We start from the raw sequence: 25,597 nt of genomic DNA, 5'->3' as shown, positions 1-25,597 counted from the left end.
CTAATATTTGTTTGAATCCTTGCTGTCTACATCAATGGTTGTTACGGTCCCGTCACTTCTTTTTATGTTCCAGTGAAGAATGCTTCCTTCATATACCACATTCATGGTGCTCCCATTGCCGCCGATGTCCGCTCCCAGATAAAAATCAATGGCAGAAAATCTGCATTCCTTTACACAGGAAACACAGCCCCAGCAGTCCTTGGGGTATTTGATGTATGCCTTTTTGTCTTTTTCTTCAATCAGACTGCCTGGACAGACTTGGAGGCATTTCAGACAGCCTACACATTTTTTTGAATCAATCCTTATGCTCATATTCTGTCTCCTTAACAATGTCTCTGTCGATCATCTTTAATGTTCCGTCTACCAACCTGGAATTTACATACTTATAGTAATGATCGTCGGTTTCTGGATAATCCAGGTTCTCGTTAAAGGAATGCCACCTTGTTTCCTTGCGGTGAAGCAAATGGGCGATCACAGACCGGCAGACGATCAACCGTTCCTTAAGCTCATAAACAAACAAAAGCTCATGCATATCCTCTGCCTTTAAATTCTCTGCAAGGTCCATGATCCGGGTGATTTTTTCATCCGCCAGGGAAAGCTGCTTCTCATTAAACTGGTAAAGAGCGGAGATTCCTCCTGCGTACTCATCCATTACCTTCTGCATGGCCTCTTCAAGCTCTTCCGCGGAAAATACAGAATGTTCCCGGTTTAAGATCTCCTCGTACGCAAGGATTTTGGACTCAACAGATCCGGGATTTACGGAAATCTCTACGTTTTTATGTACTTTGCTTATGATGTCCAGAGCAGCGATCTCCCCTTCTGCCAGTGCACCGGTCACATACTTCTGGGGACAGCCGCCGGACACATCACCTGCTGCATACAGACCCTCAATGGTTGTCTCTCTTTTTGTATTCACCCAGTAACCGCTTGCCGTATGACCTCCCACAATATACGGTTCGGTCCCTGAGATTTCCACATCCTGTTCACTTGGATTTTTTCCGCTCTCCAGCCATTTTAAGGTCTGGCTGGGTGCCATATTGAGATAAGCTTTTAATAATTCCTCGTCTTTTTCCTTTCCCATAACACTGGTCTGCAAGTAACAGGGACCGTTTCCGATCTGGTTTTCCCTGACCGTACCGTATACCCGTTCGCTGGTGGTAATGCCGTACTTCTCTTCATAGACCTGGCCATGGGAATTGATCTGCTTTGCTCCCACGCCCTGGGCAATGGTGCCGGTAGGTGCGATGGTGTCCTTACATCTCAATGCAATAAAACGCATCTCAAAGGTGGTCATTTCCGCACCTGCCAAAATCCCCATGGCATATCCGGCTCCTGTATTGAATGGAGGATACCACATTTTATGGCGGGAAAATCCGGGATTATTGGGCTTATAAAGCCCGGCGGCACCTCCCGTTGCCACGATCACCGCCTGGGCTCTGATCTCATAGGCCCGTTCCTCTTTGATGCTGAACCCAATGGCACCCTTGACTTTATTTTCCTCCACCAACAGATCGGTGATATTTACTTTATTCAAGATGGTTACATCCGATGCTTTCTCGACGGCATCTGCCAAGAGAGGCTTAAAGTTTTCTCCATTGATTTTAATGTTTCGGTTTCCTCTTGCCGCATAATTTCCCTGCTCATCCTTTAAAATCACAAGGCCAAGCTGTTCCATTTTTTCCGTCACGGAATTAAACCGTTCCGCTGCCGTTAAAAGCAGATCCTTCCTTACGATTCCGCCTGCATCTTTTGTTGCATAATCCACATAATCCTGGGGAGTTTTTCCTTTTACGATATAGGCGTTAATGGCATTGACCCCTGCTGCAAGACAGCCGCTTCTTTTTATATTTGCCTTTTCTGCTATGACAACGGAAAGCTCCGAATTCCGGCTCAAGGTAAGAGCCGCAAAACATCCGGCTGTTCCTCCGCCTATAATAAGAACATCCGTTGTAATGACGGTATGACCCAATTTTCTATCCATTTTATCTACCAAACCTTCCTGAGCGCTGTCTGTTAAAAGGTCACCAGTTCCTTTCCCTCCAGCTCCGAATTTTTTAACAAATACGCTTTTTTATCATCGAATGCATACAGCCGATACACGATTACATGCATCCGTTCTCCTATTTCAATTGGTCTCCGTTCCAGAGACCTTTGGGTGGTCAGGACCATATCTCCCACTCTTAGCTTGACTTCAAGGCAGTTTCCACGGAAGGAGATATCTTCAACGACTCCTTCTTCCGAATAATCAATGACATCCTTAAACTTTATATTATCGCTTTTAAAGCTCTCCACAAACTCCGGCCGAATAATCGCCCCTTTATAATTGCCTTTTTTAAATCCTTTCAGCTTATAGTACTCCTCTACCTTTGAGGACTGGCCAATAAACTCTGCAACAAAAGGTGTAGCAGGATTTTTATAGATCTCAATGGGAGAGGCAGTCTGTTCGATGCGCCCCTTATTGGTGATGATAATCTCATCCGCCACCTCCACCGCCTCATCCTGGTCATGGGTCACAAATATGCTGGTTATGCCTACTTTGTGAATCATTTCACGAAGCCAGCACCGAAGTTCTGCCCGCACCTTGGCATCAATGGCGGCAAAAGGCTCATCAAGCAAAAGCAGGCTGGGACCGGGAGCCAGCGCTCTGGCAAATGCCACCCTTTGTCTCTGGCCTCCGGATAATTGATTGGGATATCTTTTTTCCAGTCCGGTCAATCCGGTCAATTTCATCAGTTCAGAAATTTTTTCCCGAATCTGCTTCTTGGGTACTTTTTTGATTTCAAGCCCAAAGGCCAGATTTTCATAGACCGTCATGTAACGGAACAATGCATAATTTTGAAATACAAACCCGATCCCCCTTTCCGCAGGTGAGATGTCATTGACTCTTTTTCCGTCGATGATAATGTCTCCGGAATCCGGCGTCTCAAGTCCTGCGATCATCCGAAGTATCGTGGTTTTTCCGCTGCCGCTGGGCCCCAGAAGGGCCACCAGCTTCCCTTTTTCAATTCCGATGTTGATATTTTCCGAAGCCTGATATCCGCCGTAGGTTTTATCAATGTGTTTCAATTCAACGTACATAACTCCCTCCTTTTCTTATACCTTCAGATATTTTTCAACTTCTTCCTGGCCTGGTATTCCACGATATTTCTGGCGACAATGACAATCACCGCTATGATCACAAGAATTGAAGAGACTGCAAATGCCGCTGTAATGGAATCACTGGAGCCATCCAGATAAAGTGCATCTATTTCCAGAGGTAAGGTAAAGGTCTCACCTCTTGTTTTTGACAGCGCATTGACTGCTCCAAACTCTCCCAGGGCTCTTGCCGTACATAAAATGATGCCATAGAGCAGCGCCCATTTGATATGCGGAAATGTGATTTTCCTAAAAATGGTAAATCCTCCCGCTCCCATCAGAGCCGCCGCTTCCTCTTCATCCTTTCCCTCCGCATGAAGGACCGGGATGAGTTCTCTGGAAACAAAGGGAAAGGTCACAAATATGGTAGCCAGCACCACTCCCGGTATAGCAAAAACGATCTGTATGTCGGTCCCAAGAAGATCATTCAACCGATTGATATAGGGGCTGGCCCAGCCCAACCGGCCAAACGTCATAAGAAAAGCAAGACCTGCGATGACCGGAGAGATGGAAAAGGGAATGTCGATGAGTGCAGAAAGCACCTGCTTTCCCTTAAATGAAAATTTAGTGATCAGCCAGGCTGCCATAATGCCAAAGAAGGTGTTGGCCAAAACTGCAATGACCGTTGCCAGTAACGTTACTTTTAACGCAGCTATGGTATATTCCGTCCCCAGGGAAGCGAAGTAGAAACGAATGCCTTCACTCAGGGAATTGATGATTACGGATATTAAGGGCAATACCAGCATCAGTCCAAGGAATAGTACACTTATGGCGATTAAAATGATCTGGACTGTCCTGTTTTCTTTTTTTCTGCTCGTTTCCATGAAAACCTCCTATATGAAATTGGTACGCCTGGATTGGCTGATCTGTATCATATTTATAAAAAGCAATATGGCGAAGGATATTATCAGCATCACCAATGCAATGGCAGTGGCACTTGCATAGTCCACGTAATTGAGTTTCTGCATGATCACATAAGAAATCACCTGAGTATGCTCCTTGGCGCTGTTTCCCGATATATAAATCACACTTCCATACTCACCGATTCCCCTGGCAAACGCCAATCCAAAGCCGGTCAATAAGGCTGGCTTTAATTCCGGAAATATGACTTTAAAAAACGTTCGTATTTTCCCTGCTCCTAATATGTAAGCCGCTTCTTCGTATTGACTGTCCAGTTTCTCCAACACCGGCTGAATGGCTCTGACCACGAAAGGTATTCCGATGAAAATCAGGGCAATCACAAGCCCGGTCTTTGTATAAGACACTTTTAATCCAAGCTGATCCAACGGCTTTCCAAGTATGCCTGTATCCGAATAGAGCTTTGACAGTGTAATCCCCGCTACTGCGGTAGGAAGGGCAAAGGGCAGTTCAATCAGCCCATCCATAATCCGTTTTCCCGGAAATTCATACCTCACCAGCACCCATGCAAGAATGATCCCGAATATACAATTAACGGCCGCTGCAATCAAGGCGCTGGTAATACTGGTCTGAAAGGCATGGAGCACATTCTCCTTTGTAATCAGCCGGAAGAATTCCTGTGGCGAAAGATTCAGGGAAAAAACGAGGACAGATAACAGCGGAAGTAAAATAATCAGGGAAAGCATCATCAATGTGATCCCCATTGAGAGCCCAAAGCCTGGTATTACTCTGTTTTTTCTATGGTATTTCTTTATGATTCGTTTTGTCATACCCATCTCCATTCATGTTCCGTCAGTTTATAGAGTTTCGTTTTAATTCCCATAAATCTCATCAAAGATTCCGCCGTCTACAAAAAATTTGTCATACACCGCATCCCAGCCGCCGAAATCGTTGATGGTACACAATTTCATATTCAAATCAAATTTATTGGAGAATTCCTTTAATACAGTCTGATTGGATGGTCTGTATCCGTATTCCCCAATCATTTTTTGGGCCTCATCCGTGTACAAATGATCCAGATATTCTTTTGCGATCTCCTGCGTGTTATTTTTATCTGCATTTTCATCTACAATGGCTACACTTGGCTCCGCCAATATGCTGATGCTCGGAGAAATAATCTCATAATCATCGGGATATTCCTCAACGGTCATTATAGCTTCATTTTCCCAGGCAATTAAAACATCTCCCTGCCCATTTTCCACAAATGTAGTAGTTGCTCCCCGGGCGCCGGAGTCCATGACTGTCACGTTGTTATAAAGCTTTGCCATAAAAGCCTTCATTTCATCTTCATTACCATGAAACTGCTGTGCGGCATAATTCCATGCGGCTAAAAAGTTCCAGCAGGCACCTCCGCTGCTTTTGGGGTCAGGAGTAATCACCGCTACGCCCTCCTTAATCAAATCGTCCCAATCCTTAATCCCCTTTTCATTTCCCTTCCTGACCAGAAAAACGATGCTTGAGGTATAAGGGGAAGAATTCCCTTTAAATTCCTTGATCCAGCCTGGTTTTAAAAGCCCTGCTTTTTCAATCAGAGTGATATCGTGGGCAAGGGCAAGGGTCACTACATCTGCATTAGCTCCTTCAATAACGGATCTCGCCTGGCCACCGGAGCCTCCATGGGATTGAACAACCTCCACCTGCTTTCCTGTCTTTTCCGAATAATACTTTTCAAACAGTGCATTGTAGGCAACATAAAACTCCCTGGTCGGATCGTAGGAAACATTTGTAATGGTGATAGTTTGGGAAGCTTCTTTTCCGGTTGACTTCGCACAGCCCGCCAAACCAAACACCACCATAACTGCCAGGAATAAGGAAAACCCTCTTTTAAATTTTCTCATCATTTCCTCCTTTTTGCGTGTGTTTGTATAAATATACAAAAAAAACGTGAAAACACTGCCTATTTCCACTTTGAAATCAGCAATTTTAACGAAAAATCTGCTGACATCTACTATATATATTCACCCCCCCTAACACATATACATTTGAAATGCATATATACATATTAATTAAATATGTTAATAGGATTTGTCCAGAATGTCAACACTTATAATCAAAATCTTAACGGATTTAAAACAAAAAAATAAGCACCGCCACCTTTCTTCCAGGTGACCGCACTTTACCATTTTACCAATCAGCCGGCCGCTCATTGATGGGGCTGATTTTTTAATATATATTTCTCTTTTGTCTACACACATCTAATTTCCAGGAATAATATATACCAAAAGTAAAAACAGGTCTTTTCTATGAATGAGCATTACCCCTTCGTAAACCCACCTCTCCCCTACGCATACGATGCATTAGAGCCATGTATCGATGCTTTGACCATGTGTCTGCATCATGACAGGCACTTACAGACGTATGTCAATAATTTAAATGCTATCTTAAAAGACTGGCCCGATCTGCAGGACTGGTCATTGGAGAAACTGATCTGCAAAGCAAACTGTCTGCCGGAATGCATCTGCCAATCCATCATAAACAATGCAGGCGGCGTCTACAACCATATCTTTTATTTTAACGGAATGTCTGATTTAGAGTCGCGGCGCAATGCAGGTATGCTCTACCCTGCCATAATAAATGATTTCGGTTCCATTGAAAACTTCTACGAGGAATTTAAAGAAGCAGCATTATCTGTATTCGGGTCCGGGTATGCCTGGCTGGTCATGGATAATAACTGGAAACTTAAATTTGTCACTTCTGCAAATCAGGATACTCCGATTGTAAAAAATCTCTGTCCCATTGTAACAATTGATGTGTGGGAACACGCATATTATCTGAAACATTACAACGAGAGAGCTGCCTATATCGACGACTGGTTCAATGTCGTAGACTGGTGCCGTGCCAACGAACTGTATCAGGGTTATATCTCCGGACGTAACTGATCGTTATTTTAAAGCACTGTATAACGTGATAACAAATATGCAGTGCTTTATTTTTTAAATCCCTCTCTGCCAGCATTTAATATATTTAATTTTGTATTTTAAAATGTGAACACCGAATTAAGCTCATGATATCTTGTGTGCGGAGTTTTGCAATCCGCCCGGTATCAGGGAGCTGAGCCAAAAAGTGTATTTTTTTCCGTGTTTTTAAAAAGGTTTACGGATTGGCCCCTTTTGAATACAGAGATAAAAAATCAGCAGAGTAATGTGTGTTATCATAACCCTAAATCCCATTAATTGCGTTACGGAAATAATAGCTTTACGAACTAACACCGTAATTATTCTCCAACCTCAAACGTACATATTAGAATTCCCACTCCCCTCTATCAAGCTAAACCAGCTCGTCATAACTTACAACCTCATTGTAAATTTCCATGTACACCATTGATTATGAGGCATAGACAGGGCTTGATCTTACCGGCTGCTTTCTCAAAGCACTGTATTGGGGATTTTTATCTGTGAGGGTAGCATAACATTCCTTTCACAAATTATTCCAGTTCGTGTCAAAGCAATATTTTTTAGGGTATATCAGATATCACTATCCAATACACCCCATAATTAATCTAATCAATATTTGCCATGTTGGTCCATATTATCTGAGTTAAATCCATCATTGCGTTCCTTTGATTCCAGTTTTGGGTTAAATTCTCCTCCCAAAGTATTTTTTTTGATTTTAAATTTATTCACTTCCTGTTTAAGCGTATGTGCCTGGGCAGAAAGTTCCTCACTGGAAGCGGAGCTTTCTTCCGCAGTTGCAGCATTTGATTGTACCACGGCAGAAACTTGTGATAATCCATGATTTATTTCTTCAATCGTTAAAGCCTGAGCGTTAGAAAATTCCTCAATCTTTTTAATTGCATCGACTGCCCGAAGGGCCTTATCTGCAACCTCCTGTAACACTCTGCCTGTTTCATCGGCAAGCTTTTCTCCTTCTAAAACGGTTGAAACTGAATTTTGGATTAAATCAGAGGTTTGCTTCGCTGCTTCCGCTGATTTTGCAGCCAAGTTACGCACTTCGTCAGCTACAACGGCAAACCCTTTTCCTGCTTCTCCGGCTCTTGCAGATTCTACCGCTGCATTTAGGGCAAGAATGTTGGTCTGAAATGCAATATCCTCTATGACTTTTGTAATGTTTGATATTTTAGCAGAAGATTCTCCGATCCCCTTCATTGCAGTATTAAGCTTTTGCATATATTTGTTGCTGTTATTTATGCCACTTTCTGCATCAAGTACATAATTACTAGCTACTTCAACAAATTTTACATTCTGTTCTGCCTGTTCTGTCACACTCGCAATCGAAGCATTTAATTCTTCTACGGTAGCAGCTTGTTCCGTTGCTCCTGAAGCCAGGATCTGGGATGAGGATGACATCTGTTCTGCCCCTGAATTAACCTGGTCTGCCGAAATAGCAATTTGTGAAAATGTTGAACTTTGTGACGCAATGATATGTTCAAGAGATTCTTTTATAGGCAAGAAGTCATTTTTATAATTTGTTTCAATGGATAAATCCAAATTTCCTTTTGAAATCTCTCCTAATTTTTCAGAAATGTCGAAGATATAAATCCTCAAATTTTCAAAAACTGTCCGAAAACTATTGGCTACGGTTCCAAATTCATCCTTTGATTCATATGTAATATTGGCATTAAGATTACCATCTGCCAGCAAACAAGAGGCAGCTTCAATTTCTTTTAAAGGTTTAGTGATAGACCGTATTATATAAAGACATAACATAACTCCAAAAATTAAAGATACCACAAATAATATAATTGATATAATAAGTACAGACTGTGCCAGCGTTTGGGCTTCATTATAAAAATAGGTGGCTACATCGTTAGAATCATCTATAAGTTTTTTTGTAAGATCCACCAGTGTTAGGGAAGCAGGATAATATTCATCTAATAATATTTTCTTTGAAGTCTCAATGTCTTTGCCATCCAAAGAGGACATAAACTTCTCTTTCATCGGCTGCAGCTTGTCCCATTCAGATTTTACTTCCTGAACTAATTGTTTCCCCCCATCCGTCATCAGGAGCGGCTCAATCTTGGTAAGTGAATTTTCAAAGTCTACTACCCTGCTATTTAAATCATCTATCCATGTCTGGCGATTGGAGACATCATCAATTATGATATAGGACATATCCTTTTGAATTCCCTGAAGCTGCCTTCTCATATTATTTACCGTATTAGTGACCGTAAATGGACTTGTAACAAACTGTTTAAAGGAACCCGTTACCGTATGTAACCCTACAAAAACCGAAATAACTACAGTAATAATGAAAAGAGCCAAAATAGTTGAAAAAGATACAGCAAGTTTTTTTGATACAGATAAATTTTTCATACTCCGCCACCTCTATTAATATGTATTTAACTTCTATTGCTTGTCTCTATCATACTCTCAATCTTATATTCTGTCAATTTAGTTCATACTATTTTCTACATATATCTACAATTCACGCCATATTCCTAAAACCTATGATAATTGTATGTGTTTATAAAATACAAATGCGAATTGTCACAACTAAATTGTTGTAATTTACAAAGATCCGTATATAATTTATATTACAAATTATTCATCCCAAAACACCGCCAGCTTATATTTTATTAATATAGCCATCAGTTTCAATTTTTCTTTTTATCCGTGCTCATTTGTCTCTCAATTTTTTTGTAATTTTCCAGTACGACATTTAGTACGTCCTTCATCTGGCAGGGGCTTTTTTTCTATTTCAAGTTTATCCATTTTCATCACCTTCCCTGTTTTTTAATTTTGAAAACAAAAAAGGACACTTCTTGTTAAAGAAATGTCCAAATAATGAAAGCAATTTTGCTATATTATATTGTGTGAACCAATTACTGATATTTCATACTTAGATGTATAGAGCTTTATCCCGGCTTATATCAGATTAGCTTTTGATGTCAATTCAGCTTATAATCAAAGCTAAACCTGTGTAGACCATTGATTTTATTAGGTTTTACTTCTCCAACGACTTCATCGTCGGGAACAACAAAACATCTCTGATCGCATAAGAATCGGTAAGCAGCATTACCAGCCGGTCAATGCCGATACCAATACCGCCTGTCGGAGGCATACCGATCATCAACGCATTGACAAAGTCTTCATCCATGGAATTGGCCTCGTCATCTCCTGCTGCAAGAAGTGCTTCCTGAGCTTTGAAACGTTCGATCTGATCCAGCGGATCGTTTAACTCCGAATAAGCATTCGCCATCTCACGCTTTGTGATAAACAGTTCAAAACGCTCAGTGTATTCCGGGTTCTCCGGTTTCTTCTTGGTAAGAGGAGAAATCTCTACCGGATGGTCGATAATGAAAGTAGGCTGTATCAAATGTTCTTCTACAAACTCTTCAAAAAGAAGACTTAAGATATCCCCTTTCTTATGACGGGCTTCATAAGCCACATGATATTCATCTGCCAGTGCTTTCGCTTCCTCATCGGAATGAATCTGGGTAAAATCAATGCCTTTGTATTTTTTCAATGCATCAACCATAGAGATTCTCTCAAAAGGCTTGGATAAATCAATCTCCACCCCATCATACTGAACGGTAGCAGTTCCAAGAACTTCTAACGCAACTGAACGGAACAGATTCTCAACCAGATCCATCATACCGTGGTAATCGGTATACGCCTGATATAATTCCAATAAAGTGAATTCCGGATTATGACGGGTATCAACGCCCTCATTACGGAAAACACGTCCAATTTCATAAACCCGCTCTAAACCGCCTACGATCAGACGCTTTAAATAAAGCTCCAGGGAAATACGTAACTTGACATCCTCATCAAGGGCATTGTAATGAGTTTCAAATGGTCTTGCTGCCGCACCGCCTGCATTGGCAACCAGCATCGGTGTCTCCACCTCCATAAAGCCCTGGGCATCCAGGTGGTTACGGATGGATTTGATAATATGGGATCTTTTAATAAATGTATCCTTTACCTCAGGATTCATAATTAAATCCACATATCTCTGTCTGTAACGAAGATCTGTATTGGTCAGTCCATGAAACTTTTCCGGAAGAATCTGCAGACTCTTGGCAAGTAATTGTACGCTCTCTGCATGGATGGAGATCTCACCTGTCTTTGTAGTGAATGCGGTTCCCTTTAAGCCAATGATATCACCGATATCCAGCTTTTTAAACTCTTTGTATTCTTCTTCTCCAATACTGTCTCTGGCAACATAAGATTGGATATTGCCTTTTAAATCCTGAACATTACAAAATGAGGCTTTTCCCATGACACGCTTGGACATCAAACGTCCTGCAATGGATACTTCCTTGCCTTCCCATTCCTCATAATGCTCTTTAATATCCCTGCTGTGTACGTTTACATCGTACTTTGTAACTTTAAATGGATCCTTTCCCGATTCCTGAAGTTCTGCCAGCTTCTCGCGGCGAACCTTCAGCAAATGGTTTAAATCTTCTTCTGCAACCTGATTCTGGTTCTGTTGTTCTGCCACCTGTCTGCACTCCTTTGTGAACTGTAATAAAAAAGTCCGATTCGCCTGACGGCTCTTCTAACGGCAAATAAACGAAGCTCAGTCTGCACTGTACCTGACCTCGCTAAATAACTTGCCTATGACACTCTCTGGATCTCCAACACCTTATACTGGATCACACCTGACTGTGTCTCTACATCAACCACGTCTCCAACTTTCTTTCCGATCAGTGCCTTGCCTACCGGAGATTCGTTGGAAATCTTATTCTGAAGGCTGTTCGCTTCTGTTGAGCCTACGATCTTGAATTCCATCTCTTCATCTTCATCCACGTCATAGACCTTTACTTTACAGCCGATGTTAATCTTGTCTAAATCAATTTCGTCCTCAACAACGACTTCTGCGTTCTTGAGCAGTTTTTCCAGTTCTTCAATACGTAATTCGATGTCTCTCTGTTCATCTTTGGCGGCATCATACTCAGCATTCTCGGATAAGTCGCCTTGTTCTCTGGCTTCCTTGATTTTCTGGGCAACTTCTTTTCTCTTAACTACTTTTAAGTTCTGAAGCTCATCTTCGTATCTTTTTAGACCTTCGTAGGTTAATATATTTTTCTTATCTACCATGGTTTTCGATTCCTCCTGGTTTCTTACTCTCTCATCCGCATTCCAGATATTATAGCGTAAACATCTGTAAATGTCAAGAATTCTGCTTGGTTTTACTGGTTACAAAGCTCCGATTCTTTCTTCCACGAACCGCCTTAATTCGTCCATGGTTTCTACCTGATTGATGTCGTTTCTCAGTTTGGCAGAATGAGGAAGTCCGGCGGTATACCATGCCATGTGTTTGCGCATCTCCCGCATAGCAACCACCTCTCCTTTTAATTCCATCTGCATACTGCCATGCCGGAGGATCATCTTGCTGATTTCCTTTGCATCCGGCTCCGGAAGCAGGGTTCCTGTCTCCAGATAATGAAGGGTCCTTGAAAAGATCCAGGGATTTCCCTTGGCTCCTCTGGCGATCATCACGCCGTCACAGCCAGTCTCCTCAAGAAGTGCCTTGGCATCCTCCGGTTTGAACACATCACCATTGCCTATGACTGGAATGGAAACCGCTTCCTTTACTTTCCTGATAATATCCCAGTCTGCAGTACCGGAATAGTATTGTTCTCTGGTCCTGCCATGAACTGCCACGGCTGCAACTCCGCAGCTTTCAGCCATTTTGGCAAACTCCACCGCATTGATGCTGTCCTCGTTAAAACCTTTTCTGAATTTTACCGTCACAGGCTTTTTCACCGCTTTTATCATAGAAGACAAAATACGTTCCGCCAGCTTTATATCCTTCATAAGGGCGGAACCTTCGCCGTTATTCACAATCTTTGGCACAGGACAGCCCATATTTACATCTAAGAATGCAAAAGGCCCGGATTCAATCTGGGCTGCCATCGCTGCCATAATGGAAGGATCCGACCCAAAAAGCTGGACACTTACAGGGCCTTCTCCGTCTGCCACTTCAAGCAGTTCTTTTGTATTTCGGTTTTTATATAAGATCGCTTTGGCACTGACCATCTCAGTGACTGCCATACCGCAGCCCTGCTCTCTGCAGAGAAAACGAAATGGCAGGTCTGTAACTCCTGCCATCGGCGCCAGTATCAGGTTATTGTCAAGCGTCACATTACCAATTTTCAGCTTCACGTATCTATTTCTCCGTCTTCCAATTGTTCTCCAAGATAAAACACCCGGTAATACACTTCCAAAGATTCCAAAAGTTCCCTCTTTTCCTTCCGGTACTGTTTGATTTTTAATACGCTTCCGATCTCATCAAACAGATAATCACTTTCCGCCGCTGTCACTTTAAATTCCAGGGTGCCGTCCTGCTCATACTCAAGGGTCAGAATTCCGCCCACATCTTCCGTATACAGCACACACATGATCTGCAGTTCCTGTTTGATGTGTTCCGGGAGACTTGAAAACTGCTGGTTAAAATAATATTTTTGTTCATAGGAATTGGCACCACACAGCACCACATTGTCTCCATCATGTTCCATCTTTATTCCTGTCACCGCTCTTTCTTATATCCTATAAAGGTGTTTTCATATGTTTTACTGGCTTTATATTGTAGCATAACCAACAGGAAAAGACAAGTTTAAAAATCCGTGGTGCAACGCTTCATCAGCCTGCATGGGATTTTGTTGTCCCGGGCCACTTCACTGGCGTCTCCGTGAAGAATCTTCATCATATTGCTGACAGTCAGGTTGCATATCTCTTCTACCTTATTATCCACGGAAGAAAGCTCCGGATCACTGCAGATAGAAAGGGTGGAATTGTTAAAACCGGTGATACATAGGTCCTCCGGTATCTTTAAAAGCTTTGCGTTTGCATACTTAATCGCTCCTACTGCAAGTCCGTCGTCGGTGGCAACCACACTGTCAAACCTTAAATCACGGCGTTCCAAAAGAATATCACGAACCGTATGGATCCGGTTTTTCACATACAGCTTTAAATCCCCAAGCACAGGAAGTCCATGACTTTTTAAAGCGGATTCATACCCCTCCAGCTTCTGGGTCGCACTGTAGGAATGGGAATCACAGAGAAAAAGGATTCTTTTTCTTCCCCCCTCGATCATCTGGCTGGTCACTTCATAGGTCGCCTGATAATCATCCCCGTAAGCGCAGTAAACATTTTCATGATCCAGAAATCCGTTTATTAAAAATACAGGGACTTGCTTTGCCGCTTCACGGACATACTGAACCGTACTGTCGTCCTCTCCCGATCCGGCATAAACAGAACCCACCATAATTAGCGCGTCGACTCTTTTGGCAAGAAGAAGCCTCACGTACTTTTCCTTGACAGATTGTTCAAACCCGCTGCAGCATAAAATGCAGTCGTAACCGTGCTCATGCATGCGGCTCTCTAAATGTGCCACTGCAGCAGCCATATAGGCATCCGAAACATCGGGACACATGATTCCAATGGTTTTCATGGAATCCAGTCCCAGTCCCCTGGCAAATACATTGGGTGTATAGCCATTTTCTTCCATAATATCCCTGACTCTTTGTTTCGTCTTCTCGCTGACTCGCGGGCTGTCATTGACCACCCTGGAAACCGTAGCGATCGAAACACCTGCAAGCTGCGCAATATCATAAATGTTCATCGTAGTCCTCTTACATCATAAATTTCAACGTTGGTTGTGCAGCCTTCCGCTATTTTTGAAAGAGAGCGTAAGCGCTTACACTTTTCCCGGTCAATTATACAGGATATAAATAAAGAAATCAACTGGTTTTCCTTATCTATATAGGGAAAAAACGCCATTTTTTTGTCCTCCAATCGGCTTATATAGAAAGAAAAACCGTTCTTTTTCCTTTCCCTATTGACTAAGAGATTAAAATAGTGTATGTTTTATGTAAGTACTTACATTGTATGTGATTGTATAAAAAATGGTACGAAGAAAGGAAAGGAAGCTTATGCAGGATTTTATCAAAATTCATCCCGAGGATAATGTAGCTGTGGCTCTAAAGCCCTTAAAGTCCGACTCTTTCATGGTTGTGGACCAGGCAGCGGTAACTCTTTTGGAAGACATCCCTCAGGGACACAAATTTGCACTTACCGATATACCTGCCGGCTCATCCGTCATCAAATACGGCTGTGCCATTGGCATAGCAAAGGAGAATATTGCGGCAGGGGCCTGGATTCACACACACAATTTAAAAACAGGGTTGGGGGACTTACTTACTTATACTTATAACAAACAGGAAATCAAACTTGCTCCCACAGAAGAACGAACCTTTTTGGGATACCGCAGACCCAACGGAAAAGTAGGCGTGCGCAATGAGCTCTGGATCATTCCAACCGTGGGCTGCGTGAATAAGATCGCTTCCGCCATTGAACGGGCCTCACAGAAATTGGTTACCGGTTCCATTGATGCGGTAGCGGCTTTTCCTCATCCATACGGCTGTTCCCAGATGGGCGATGATCAGGAGTATACAAGAACTATTTTAGCCGATTTAATCAATCATCCAAACGCCGGCGGGGTCCTGGTACTGGGACTTGGATGTGAAAACAGCAACGTTCAGGAATTAAAACGCTACATCGGCGAATACGATGAGCGCAGGATCAAATTTGTTGTCGCTCAGGAATCAGAGGATGAGATGGAAGACTCCATGGCAATGATGGAAGCATTAGCCGAATACGCAGGCACATTCCACAGAGAACCGGTCAGCTGCAGCGAACTTATCATCGGTATGAAATGCGGCGGTTCCGACGGGTTATCCGGCATCACCGCCAACCCAACCGTTGGCGCCTTCTCGGATATGCTGGTTTCCAAAGGCGGTACTACAATTCTTACGGAGGTTCCTGAGATGTTCGGTGCGGAAACACTTCTTATGAACCGCTGCCACGATGAAGATACCTTTGAAAAGACCGTGGATCTGATCAATGACTTTAAAAACTATTTCACCAGCCATAATCAGACGATTTACGAAAATCCATCTCCTGGCAACAAAAAAGGAGGGATCTCCACTCTGGAAGACAAATCTTTAGGATGCATCCAGAAATCAGGAAGTGCAGAAATCGTTGATGTATTAAAATACGGCGAACCGGTAACAACCAAGGGCTTGAACTTATTAAGTGCTCCTGGAAACGATCTGGTCGCTTCCACCGCACTGGCTGCTTCCGGAGCGCATATCGTTCTCTTTACCACCGGCCGGGGAACTCCGTTTGCTTGTCCGGTTCCAACCATGAAGATCGCCACCAACACTGCACTAGCAACGAAAAAGAACAACTGGATTGATTTTAACTGCGGTGTACTGGTGGAAGGCACAGACATGGACACTCTAAAGAATCAGTTTTTTGATTTTGTAATTGAAGTGGCTTCCGGGAAAAAAGTCAAATCGGAAGAAGCAGGCTTCCACGACATGGCTATCTTTAAGCAGGGCGTGACATTATAATACATTTATTTGAGAAAAAGGAGATTAATTCAAATGGAAAAGTTATGTTATGCAACACTGGAAAAACAGGGGTATGACGGTTATCTTTTAAAAGAGGCACCGGAGCGGGTTCTCCAGTTCGGAGAAGGAAATTTTTTAAGAGCGTTTGTTGATTATTTTATTGATATGCTGAATGAGAAAACCGGCTTCAACTCCAAAGTTGTTTTATGCCAGCCCATTGCCGCAGGTCTTGCAGATATGATCAATGAACAGGAGGGCCTTTATACCCTCTTCCTCCGTGGATTTGAAAATGGGAAAAAGGTAAATGAAAAACGTGTGATCTCCTGTGTAAGCAGATGTTTAAATCCTTATGAGGATTATGAGGCAGTACTTGCCTGTGCCGATAATCCTGAACTGCGCTACATTGCCTGCAACACAACCGAAGCAGGAATCGCTTATGACCCTTCCTGTCAGTTTACTGATGTTCCGGCTGAGAGCTATCCCGGAAAGCTGACGCAGTTTTTATATAGAAGATTTGAGAAATTCGGGAAGGAAGCTGGAAAAGGATTTGTTATCCTTTCCTGTGAGCTAATCGACAACAATGGGAAAGAACTGGAAAAATGTGTTTTGAACTATGCACAGCAATGGAACCTGGGCGAAGCATTCACAAACTGGATCAAAACGGAAAACATTTTCTGCTCCACCCTGGTAGACCGGATTGTAACCGGATATCCAAGAAATGAAGCTGCTGCTATCTGTGAAGAATTGGGCTATCAGGATAACATCATTGATACCGGTGAGATCTTTGGCTTCTGGGTCATTGAAGGTCCTGAACATTTAAAGAAAGAACTTCCATTTGAACAGGCCGGCCTTCCGGTTCTCATCTGCAACGACCATAAGCCCTACAAGCAGAGAAAAGTCCGCATCTTAAACGGTGCCCACACTTCCTTCGTATTAGGCGCTTACCTCGCCGGACAGGATATTGTTCGTAACTGCATGGATGACGAAGTGATCTGCGGATTCATGAACAAGACCATTTACGATGAGATCATTCCTACATTGACACTACCCAAAGAGGAATTAATGAGCTTTGCCGCCTCTGTTACCGAGCGCTTCAAAAATCCATTCATTGACCATGCACTCCTTTCGATCTCTCTTAACTCCACGTCCAAGTGGAAAGCTCGTGTTCTGCCATCTTTAAAGGGCTATGTAGATAAGACGGGAACGCTTCCGACATGCATCACTGCATCCTTTGCATTCTATATCGCTTTCTATCATGGCATGAACTTGACCAATGATGGTCTGATTGCAGCCCGTCCTGCCGGCAATGAATATACCGTAAAGGATGATAAGCCCATCCTTCAGTTCTTCTATGACCACAAGGATGACGATGCAAAAACTCTTGCTCATGCGGTCTGCAGTAACGTTGACTTTTGGGATGAGGATTTAAGCAAGATTTCTGGTTTTGAAGAAGCGGTGACCGGATATTTAAAAGCCATTGAAGAAAAAGGTGCCTACGAAGTAATGAAAGACTGCTTAAACTAACCGACCGGTAAAGGCTGTAGCAAAAAGAATCTGCGATAACAAATTATAACAAAAAAATCCTATTAATAGCATAAAAATGCGTCTTGATTTCAAGGCGCATTTTTGTCATTCCTATTATTCTTTTCTATCAATTGCACTCCCAGATTCATTTTGAAGCAGCTTTCTACCAATAATATCAGAAAGAATAATCTTCAAGAAACTTCCGTGACCATTCTGCATTATCTGGTTTGCTGTCTTCAATTGTCATCTGAACAAATGGCTTGTCTTTTTTCACGAATTCCAGAATTGTATCATACTTCATGGTACCGGTTCCCGGCGCGCTGGAAACTACTTTGTCGCCTTCAATCACAAAGTCTTTCATGTGAACCACATCGGTATATTCCCCCAGGTCTTTGATGGCTTCTGCAATCACTTCCTCATAATGTTCGCTGTTTTCCACAGAGAGAAGGTTTACCGGATCCAGGATGATTCTTAAGTTGGGGGAATTGATTTCCTGCAACACCTTTAAAGCCTGTTTGGAATCATAAACAATGTGGCTCCATACCGGCTCAATTGCCATAATAACACCAAACTTTTCCGCACACTCCACGACCGGGCGCAGATTCTTAATAAAAATCTGAAGAGACTCTTCTGTATGGCTGGCTGGCACAAAACGGTATTCTGCATTAGGCGCTCCCGTCTCCGTTCCTACAACGCTGCATCCTAATATAGAAGCAAAACGAAGATGTGCAAAATAACGCTCCTGGATTTTTTTAAGCTCTGCCGGGTCTGGGTGAGCCAGATTTAAGTAGCAGCCCAAAACTGCAATATCCATATCATACTTCTCAAACAGCTTGCGCAGATAAGTGGCATAGCCAGGGGTCAAAGCAGAATTCTCTACCGAATGATCTTTGACTGTTTTTGTTAAAGCCAAATGAACACAGGTAAATCCCTGTTCACGGGCAATTTTTACTCTCTCCTCAATGGTTCCTGGTGCAACGTCATGTAACCGGATTCCGATCTGCATCATAACATCCTCCTTTATTTTACTTCATACTGATCCACATTGGACACTTCAAAAGCTTCCCCTTCCTGTCCGGAAACCTTTACATTCTCACAAACAAAAGTTTTTACGTTATTGATTAAGAACCCTTTTTTTGAACACTCATCCATGCCGCTCAACATGGCTGGAACTCCTTTTTTTGCCTCATCCGCAAAGGATACTTCAACATTCTTTAATTCAATACGTTCGATTTTCTGTTCCGGGAGTCCGTAAAAGAAGGAGGCTGCCACATGGCAGTTTTCTGCTTTAATATCGGTAAAGTAGAGTTTTTTGATCTCAGGCGTCCGTTCATCCACCGGAAGTGCCTCCCTGGACTGCACGTATTCAGATTTCCCATCCGGATCGCAGAAATAAAAGGAGTTTACAACAAATGGCGTCATCACATGATCCATATGGATATGATCAAAATAAATTTCGGAAAGCACAGAGTCCCTGCCCCGTCCTCTTCTGGTTTTAATTCTAAGGCCCCGGTCCGTGTGGCGGAACAGACAGCTCTCGACGTGAATGTTCTTTACGCCTGCCCCAACTTCACTTCCTACGGTAACTGCCCCATGTCCGTTTTCCATGAAACACTGACGAATCCTGATATTTTCGGAAGGCGTCTTAAATGTTCTTCCCATGTAGATTTTTCCGGACTTAATGGCAATACAGTCATCCCCTAACGAGAAATGAAGTCCAAGGATCTCAACATCTTTGCAGGATTCCGGATCTAATCCATCCGTATTATGGGAATTGGCAGGGTTATGGATGGTCAAATCAATAAATTTCAAATCCTGGCTGAAATAGGGGTGAAGCACCCAGGCCGGACTATCCTTTAAAGAAAATCCCTGTAAACGGACATTTTTACACCTTTCCAAAAATACCATTCGGGGGCGGAAGGCAATCTTCATCTGGCGGACATTGTTCCACCAGTTGTCAAAGTCCGCCTGCCCATTAATCAGGCCTTTGCCGTAAATCACCACATCCTCTACATCAATACCGGTAATGATTCCGGCAAACATGGGAAGAGGGTTGCCTTCCCATGTTCCCAGATGATACTCTTCCTTTTCGTCATAGCTTTCGATGACCCCCGGAAATCTTGGAAATCTGTTACGGTCCGTATCTGCCCGAAGTTCAGCACCTTCTGAAAGCTCGATCTTAATATGGCTCTTTAAAAACAGGCTGGTGATGCGGTAGGTCCCTTTTGGAATGAGGACTCTTCCAGCCTTTGGGCAAGCCATGATGGCTGCCTGAATGAAGGGAGTATCATCCTGGATTCCATCTCCCTTTGCACCGACTTCCCGCACATTGATGGTCACGAACTCATACTCCGTGCGGAAGTTTATTTCTGCTTTTTTCCCATCTCGTTCCAAGCACACCTTGTAATCCGTTTCCGGCTTTAAGTCAAACAAAGTAAATACCACCTTTGCAGTCTCTCCATGGGGTTTCCCATTCACAAAAATCGTTCCGGGAGTTTCATATTCGTAGATCTGTTCTGTCATCGTTTCTATGGTTACAGAACGTGCAGTCTTTAAAGCAACTCTAAGTTTCATTCTGACTTAACCTCACCTTTTTTCGTATAGTCAAAAAGGGCGCAGCAATTGAATACTACACCCATTTTACTAAAATCAGCCTTTTACGCCTCCGGCAGCGATGCCATCAATAAATGCATCCTGTGCACAGAAGAACACGATCAGAGATGGAATGATGGAAATTAAGGACATTGCCAAAATTCTATTCCACTGGAATCCGACATCACCATCCATGGACATACGTAAGTATATGGAGTTTGTATATTTGGGCATATCGGAAATGTAAATCAGGGGCCCCATAAAGTCATTGCTGGTCCACATAAACTGGAAGAGGGCTACGGAAACCAGGGATGGCTTCAGCATAGGAACAATTACATACCATAATGTCTTAATAGAATTACAACCGTCAATCTTTGCGGCTTCCTCAAGTTCCCTGGGTACGCCCCTTAAGAACTGTACCAGCATAAATAAGAAATAGGTATCACCTGCAAACAGAGAAGGTATGACCAGAGGAAGGTAAGAATTGGTCCAGCCCCACTGGTTAAACATGATATACTGCGGTGCATTCAAAACTACCTGAGGTAAGAACAGCGTGGAAATCATCAAGGAGAAAAGGATTGCTTTTCCTTTGAATTCAAAACGTCCGAACCCATAAGCAGTAATTGTAGCCGATAATAAGGTAAAGATGACCTTTGGTACCACGATCTTATATGTATTGAGCATGGATTTGATCAAATTGATCTTGCCGCCGTAATCCACAAATGCATTTTCATAGCCATCCATTACCGGATTCTTCGGCCAGAACCAGGCGCTGGTAAAAATTTCTGAGTTTGTCTTAAAGGTAGCACCCACCATCCAGATCAGAGGATACACCATAATAAATCCAACTGCCACAAGCAGCGTATAACGGATCACTGCGCTGATTTGTCTTTTTGCTTCTTTCGTCATGTCATCTACCTCCCGTCTTCATCTGAATAGTAAACCCACTTCTTCTGGCTTACAAACGCGACTGCCGTAAATGTCATGACGATCAGGAACAGAATCCATGCCTGCGCACTGGCCATACCCATCTTATGACGTAAGAATGCATTGTTATAAATCAAAATGGAAATTAATGTAGTCGCTCCGTTAGGTCCTCCCTTTGTTACAAGGAACGGCCCGTTGAACTCCTGGAACGCCTGGCATAACTGGGTGATTAAATTGTAGAAAATAACCGGTGTGATCAGGGGAACTGTGATCTTGAAAAACTGCGTCCATTTTCCTGCTCCGTCAATGGAAGCCGCCTCGTATAAATCCTCGGATACGCCTTTTAAGGCTGCAAGAAAGATAACCATGGCTGATCCAAACTGCCAGACTCTCAGAAGTACGATAACAGCCAAAGCACCGTTTGCCGAAGACATCCAGTTGATCTTTTCTGCACCGAAAATTCCCAAAACCGTATTAATCAAACCATCGGTATTAAATACCGCTCTCCATAAAATGGCAATGGCAATGGAGCCGCCCAGAATGGAGGGAATATAATATGCAGTTCTGAAAAAGTTTACACCTTTTAATTTAAAATTCAGAATATATGCAATGAACAATGCAAAAATCAGCTTTAACGGAACATCAAAAATTGCATATTTGAAGGTTACATAAAAAGCTCTTCTGATATCAGAGTCTGTAAAAATCTTATCATAGTTCATCAAACCTGTTTTTGATATGCCGTTAAACAGATCATAATTTGTAAAGCTGTAGTACAGTGAAGAAGCGAACGGATAAATCTTAAAAAGTATAAATCCAATCAGCCACGGTAACACGAAGAAGAATCCTGCATTATCTGCCAGAAACTTATGAATACCTTTCGACTTCATACTGCTTATACCTCCTGTTTTTTAAGTATTGTATATTGTGCGCGGATCATGTTTTCCAATCCTGACCAGGTTTGTTTCCCGTCACCCGCGATCGTTTGCCATGCAAGTTCTCCGAAATTGCTGTATTTCTCTTTTTGAAGCACACCGGTATTACAAGCCTTCAGGATGGAATAACCGATTTCCAAAATTTCAGAAGAATCCGGAAGTTTTTTCATCTTCTTCTTGACTATATCCTTAAACAAATCTCTTAATTCCCTATAATATTCATAGATCTCTTCTGACATCTGACTGATGGTTTCGATCAAAGCAATCAGCTCATTTCCCGTGAATGATTCCTTGCCCCGAAACATCGCCGCAATTTCATTATAGTGTTCTTTTCTTTTATACTTTGTCTCATACGCCGTAACAAATGGCATAAAATCCAAGGTCCATTCCTTTGAATGAATTGCAGATTCCATCTTCCGTCTGTATTCCTCATCGCCCGTTTGCCCGTAAGCAAAAATATATGCTAAATAATCCTGCACCGGCAGACTTTCTGCCGTCCCTTCCGTGGCTTTGTCCCTGCTTAAATGAGTCATCACAAACTCTTTGAAGGCTTCATCTCCAGTAGCCTCATACATCTGTACTGCTCCCATTAGCTGGTATGGTTTCAATGTCTCGTTTCTGCACTCCATGACTTTGTCTGCCCTTTTCTCTATGGGAGCCGCCATAATCATATGGCGGCTCGTATGAAATATGTATTGTTTTCCAACGATTTTATTCGATTAGCTTTCCAGTGTATCAGTAATGCCCTTAATCAGCTCTTTTGCAGCCGCCTGGGAATCAAGTTCTCCTGAGCTTAATTTACCAAATACCTTGTAGTAAACGCCGTCCGGGTTTGCCTTTAAATCATTGTGCTCAAACTTGCTGTCCAAAGTAAACTTGCTGTAGTTCATAACCTTTGTGTTTGCTTCAATGGTCAGGGCATCGCCAAGTTTATTATCTTCAAGAATCTTTAAGCCTGCTTTAGAGCAAGGAATTCCTCTTTCTGTTGAACAGATCTTCACACCTTCCTCTTCATTTAAAAGGAAATTGATTAACATAGCAGCTTCCTTTGGATGCTGTGAGTTTGCTGATACAGCAAATGCCATGGAGATCTTTGTAAAGCCTCCGTCGTTGTCTCCCATTTTAACAAAGTCACCAACAACAAATTCCTGACCCGGCTTATTGACACTGCCTTCAAGAGCTTTTTTGAATTTAGAAGCAGAGGAGTCCCACTCAAAGATACCTGCATACTTTCCGTCAATCCATTTTGCATTCTTGTCAAGAGAGTCGGCCATATCTCCATCAATGGTTGCCTGTTTCGGAATGACATGCTTTGCTTCAAGCTCGTTGATGAAATCCATACCGTCTTTTACTTCCTCTTCGGTATAGTTGATCTGTCCTCCCTCTACCCAGTTCTTGCCATATTTAGATTCCAGATAATATACCATTAAGATCATACGGTCATACTGTCCCAGTGCCAGCGGATACATATCAGGATCCTTTGCCTTAAATGCTTCCCCAGCTGCATACAGAGAATCAAGATCGGTAGGAATTGGTACTCCAACCTCATCAAAAGCGGTCTTGTTCCAGTAGAATAAACGTCCTGTTAAGGAAATCGGAACAGCCATTAATTTATTATCCACTTTGCATAAATCAAGACTCTCCGGTGAGAACTGTGTCAAATCAAGAACGTCGGAGTAATCTTCCAGATTAGCAAATGATTTTCCGCCCTGACTATAGGATTCAATCCAGTTCCAGTTAATCTGCATCACATCAGAGGCGTTGCCCCCCAGGATATTTAAGGACTGCTTTTCTTCCCAGCCTGTCCATGCACCGTACTCGGGAGTTACTTTTATATTCGGATATTTTGCCTCAAATGCTTTGATTGCCTCTTCTGTTGCTGCATGTCTGGAATCCCCACCCCACCAGGAAAACTTGAGTTCCACCGGCTCTCCGGACGTTGTTCCTGAAGCTGCCGAAGTTGCCTCTGCTGCCTTTGTGGTTTCAGCCGCACTGCTAGAATCCGTAGTACTGCTTTTACTGCTTCCACAGGCAGATAAAGACATAGCCATAACAGTCGCTAACCCCATCGCTGTCCACTGTTTGATTTTTCTCATCTTTCTCTCTCCTTTTTCTTACTCTTTTCAATGAGTTTTTAAAAAGCCCGGTGCAGCATCTACACATTTCGACATTTTTCCACCTTGTTGCGTAAGCGCTTACACTGTGCTTTTTCTATATTATAACATCTATTATAGTTTAATTCATTTCAAATACTGCACAAAACATTGCATATATTGACATCCTATGGTATGATTTTAGTAATTTTAGCTAAGGAGATTAGGATATATGAAAGTACTTACCTCATATTCAGACGGAATCGACTACTGTATGGCTTCCAAATACTTCTCCATTGCACATCTTAATAAGGACTCAGGCATATTAAGTATGCACAGACATCAATGCTATGAATTTTATTTCTCTCTCAGCGGGGGACGCACGTTTTTAATTGATGAAAGAAATTACCGGATCGAACCTGGTAATTTGTTCATGATCAACCAGCACGAAAAGCATCAGGTACTTCAGCTCAATGCTTCGGGGCCTCATGAGCGGTTTGCGGTTTTTATTGATCCCGGTTATTTAAAAACCATTTCAACACCAAAGACGGATTTGACCTACTGCTTTTCCCACCGGCCGGAAAAGTTTTCCCACCGCCTTGCGTTAAATCCGAGCCAGCAGAGACGGTTTACTTATTATTTTAATAAATTATCCACAGAAGAAGGATTTGGACAAGATGTGGAAGAGCGTTCCACATTCGCAGAATTTATGGTTTTTATGACAAAGCTAACCATTGATGCGTCTCTTGGAGATAAAACGGAGGACCAAAGACAGTATTTTAACAGCAAGGTCGCCGATATTCTCACCTATATCCATCACAACATTGATTCCCAATTGAGCATCGGGGAAATAGCCGCACATTTTTATTTAAGCTCCTCTTACCTTTGCAGACTCTTTAAAAAAGGCACCGGAACTACCATTAATTCCTATATTAACACCCGGCGCATTGAACTGGCTCAGACGCTTTTGGCTGGCGGTTACAGCGCCAATGAGGTTTACAGCATGTGCGGCTTTAATGATTACAGCAACTTTTTTAAAGCCTTTACCAAAAAAACCGGGATTTCACCGAAAAAATATGCACAGAACAGCTTAAGATAGACAAAAAGAGGAGTGGAGCCAATGTGATGTGGCTCCACTCCTCTTTTTATATTTA

General features: G+C 42.6%; 22 protein-coding genes. 4 read left to right on the top strand and 18 right to left on the bottom strand.

The window, feature by feature from the left end:
* Genes VIG27_RS05085 through VIG27_RS05060 form a run of 6 tightly spaced genes read right to left on the bottom strand, consistent with a single transcriptional unit; the run spans position 1 to position 5,894 of the window.
* On the bottom strand, positions 1-312 hold the full coding sequence (locus VIG27_RS05085) for an indolepyruvate ferredoxin oxidoreductase subunit alpha (protein WP_394525806.1): 312 nt from the start codon (positions 310-312) through the stop codon (positions 1-3).
* Positions 296-1,981 carry an adenylyl-sulfate reductase subunit alpha gene (locus VIG27_RS05080; RefSeq protein WP_394525805.1) on the bottom strand — a complete coding sequence of 562 codons (1,686 nt, stop codon included), beginning with the start codon at positions 1,979-1,981 and terminating at the stop codon, positions 296-298. Before VIG27_RS05080 ends, VIG27_RS05085 begins: the two co-directional genes overlap by 17 nt.
* A 32-nt stretch (positions 1,982-2,013) precedes the next feature.
* On the bottom strand, positions 2,014-3,078 hold the full coding sequence (locus VIG27_RS05075; protein WP_394525804.1) for an ABC transporter ATP-binding protein: 1,065 nt from the start codon (positions 3,076-3,078) through the stop codon (positions 2,014-2,016).
* A gap of 23 nt (positions 3,079-3,101) precedes the next feature.
* A complete protein-coding gene (locus tag VIG27_RS05070; protein WP_394525803.1) occupies positions 3,102-3,959 on the bottom strand; it encodes a sulfate ABC transporter permease in 858 nt (285 codons plus the stop codon).
* Between the two features lie 9 nt (positions 3,960-3,968).
* Positions 3,969-4,823 carry a sulfate ABC transporter permease subunit CysT gene (gene cysT, locus VIG27_RS05065; RefSeq protein ID WP_394525802.1) on the bottom strand — a complete coding sequence of 285 codons (855 nt, stop codon included), beginning with the start codon at positions 4,821-4,823 and terminating at the stop codon, positions 3,969-3,971.
* A 42-nt stretch (positions 4,824-4,865) separates the two neighbouring features.
* Positions 4,866-5,894, bottom strand: coding sequence for a sulfate ABC transporter substrate-binding protein (locus VIG27_RS05060; protein ID WP_394525801.1), 1,029 nt, complete (start codon positions 5,892-5,894; stop codon positions 4,866-4,868).
* Positions 5,895-6,296: 402 nt separating this feature from the next.
* Between VIG27_RS05060 and VIG27_RS05055 the strand changes: the two genes are divergently transcribed.
* Positions 6,297-6,932 (top strand): superoxide dismutase, encoded by a 636-nt coding sequence (locus VIG27_RS05055; protein WP_394525800.1) that lies wholly within the window; start codon positions 6,297-6,299, stop codon positions 6,930-6,932.
* 624 nt (positions 6,933-7,556) lie between these two features.
* On the opposite strand, the gene VIG27_RS05050 is transcribed toward VIG27_RS05055, so the two are convergent.
* The 6 genes from VIG27_RS05050 to VIG27_RS05025 all read right to left on the bottom strand — a co-directional run bounded on the left by VIG27_RS05050 (position 7,557) and on the right by VIG27_RS05025 (position 14,583).
* The gene (locus tag VIG27_RS05050; protein ID WP_394525799.1) at positions 7,557-9,326 is read right to left on the bottom strand and encodes a methyl-accepting chemotaxis protein; all 1,770 of its coding nucleotides are present in this window, start codon (positions 9,324-9,326) and stop codon (positions 7,557-7,559) included.
* A gap of 631 nt (positions 9,327-9,957) precedes the next feature.
* A complete protein-coding gene (lysS, locus tag VIG27_RS05045) occupies positions 9,958-11,457 on the bottom strand; it encodes a lysine--tRNA ligase (RefSeq protein WP_394525798.1) in 1,500 nt (499 codons plus the stop codon).
* A 116-nt stretch (positions 11,458-11,573) separates the two neighbouring features.
* Positions 11,574-12,056 (bottom strand): transcription elongation factor GreA, encoded by a 483-nt coding sequence (gene greA, locus VIG27_RS05040; protein ID WP_394525797.1) that lies wholly within the window; start codon positions 12,054-12,056, stop codon positions 11,574-11,576.
* A gap of 99 nt (positions 12,057-12,155) precedes the next feature.
* Positions 12,156-13,124 (bottom strand): tRNA dihydrouridine synthase DusB, encoded by a 969-nt coding sequence (gene dusB, locus VIG27_RS05035; RefSeq protein WP_394525796.1) that lies wholly within the window; start codon positions 13,122-13,124, stop codon positions 12,156-12,158.
* Positions 13,121-13,477: a DUF6145 family protein gene (locus tag VIG27_RS05030; protein WP_394525795.1), complete on the bottom strand. Its 357-nt coding sequence runs from the start codon at positions 13,475-13,477 to the stop codon at positions 13,121-13,123. Before VIG27_RS05030 ends, dusB begins: the two co-directional genes overlap by 4 nt.
* Positions 13,478-13,575: 98 nt before the next feature.
* Complete coding sequence (locus tag VIG27_RS05025; protein ID WP_394525794.1) at positions 13,576-14,583, bottom strand: LacI family DNA-binding transcriptional regulator; 1,008 nt, start codon at positions 14,581-14,583, stop codon at positions 13,576-13,578.
* A 310-nt stretch (positions 14,584-14,893) separates the two neighbouring features.
* Here VIG27_RS05025 and VIG27_RS05020 point away from each other — a divergent pair, with 310 nt between their 5' ends.
* Positions 14,894-16,375 carry a UxaA family hydrolase gene (locus VIG27_RS05020; RefSeq protein WP_394525793.1) on the top strand — a complete coding sequence of 494 codons (1,482 nt, stop codon included), beginning with the start codon at positions 14,894-14,896 and terminating at the stop codon, positions 16,373-16,375.
* A gap of 33 nt (positions 16,376-16,408) precedes the next feature.
* Complete coding sequence (locus VIG27_RS05015) at positions 16,409-17,899, top strand: tagaturonate reductase (RefSeq protein WP_394525792.1); 1,491 nt, start codon at positions 16,409-16,411, stop codon at positions 17,897-17,899.
* A gap of 175 nt (positions 17,900-18,074) precedes the next feature.
* On the opposite strand, the gene VIG27_RS05010 is transcribed toward VIG27_RS05015, so the two are convergent.
* The 6 genes from VIG27_RS05010 to VIG27_RS04985 all read right to left on the bottom strand — a co-directional run bounded on the left by VIG27_RS05010 (position 18,075) and on the right by VIG27_RS04985 (position 24,446).
* Positions 18,075-18,905, bottom strand: coding sequence for a sugar phosphate isomerase/epimerase family protein (locus VIG27_RS05010; RefSeq protein ID WP_394527406.1), 831 nt, complete (start codon positions 18,903-18,905; stop codon positions 18,075-18,077).
* A gap of 14 nt (positions 18,906-18,919) precedes the next feature.
* A complete protein-coding gene (locus VIG27_RS05005; protein WP_394525791.1) occupies positions 18,920-20,473 on the bottom strand; it encodes a glycoside hydrolase family 28 protein in 1,554 nt (517 codons plus the stop codon).
* A 75-nt stretch (positions 20,474-20,548) separates the two neighbouring features.
* Positions 20,549-21,400 (bottom strand): carbohydrate ABC transporter permease, encoded by an 852-nt coding sequence (locus VIG27_RS05000; RefSeq protein ID WP_394525790.1) that lies wholly within the window; start codon positions 21,398-21,400, stop codon positions 20,549-20,551.
* A gap of 5 nt (positions 21,401-21,405) precedes the next feature.
* Positions 21,406-22,305 carry a carbohydrate ABC transporter permease gene (locus VIG27_RS04995; protein ID WP_394525789.1) on the bottom strand — a complete coding sequence of 300 codons (900 nt, stop codon included), beginning with the start codon at positions 22,303-22,305 and terminating at the stop codon, positions 21,406-21,408.
* Positions 22,306-22,310: 5 nt separating this feature from the next.
* The gene (locus tag VIG27_RS04990; RefSeq protein ID WP_394525788.1) at positions 22,311-22,979 is read right to left on the bottom strand and encodes a hypothetical protein; all 669 of its coding nucleotides are present in this window, start codon (positions 22,977-22,979) and stop codon (positions 22,311-22,313) included.
* A 90-nt stretch (positions 22,980-23,069) separates the two neighbouring features.
* The gene (locus VIG27_RS04985) at positions 23,070-24,446 is read right to left on the bottom strand and encodes an ABC transporter substrate-binding protein (RefSeq protein ID WP_394525787.1); all 1,377 of its coding nucleotides are present in this window, start codon (positions 24,444-24,446) and stop codon (positions 23,070-23,072) included.
* Between the two features lie 229 nt (positions 24,447-24,675).
* On the opposite strand from VIG27_RS04985, the gene VIG27_RS04980 reads away from it, so the two are divergent.
* A complete protein-coding gene (locus VIG27_RS04980; RefSeq protein ID WP_394525786.1) occupies positions 24,676-25,542 on the top strand; it encodes a helix-turn-helix domain-containing protein in 867 nt (288 codons plus the stop codon).
* Positions 25,543-25,597 lie beyond the last annotated feature (55 nt).

It is taken from the genome of Lacrimispora sinapis (genome assembly GCF_043633585.1).
GTDB classification, from domain to species: domain Bacteria; phylum Bacillota; class Clostridia; order Lachnospirales; family Lachnospiraceae; genus Lacrimispora; species Lacrimispora sinapis.
Note: the sequence above shows the minus strand (reverse complement) of the source record. Positions and strands in the feature narration are given on the sequence as shown.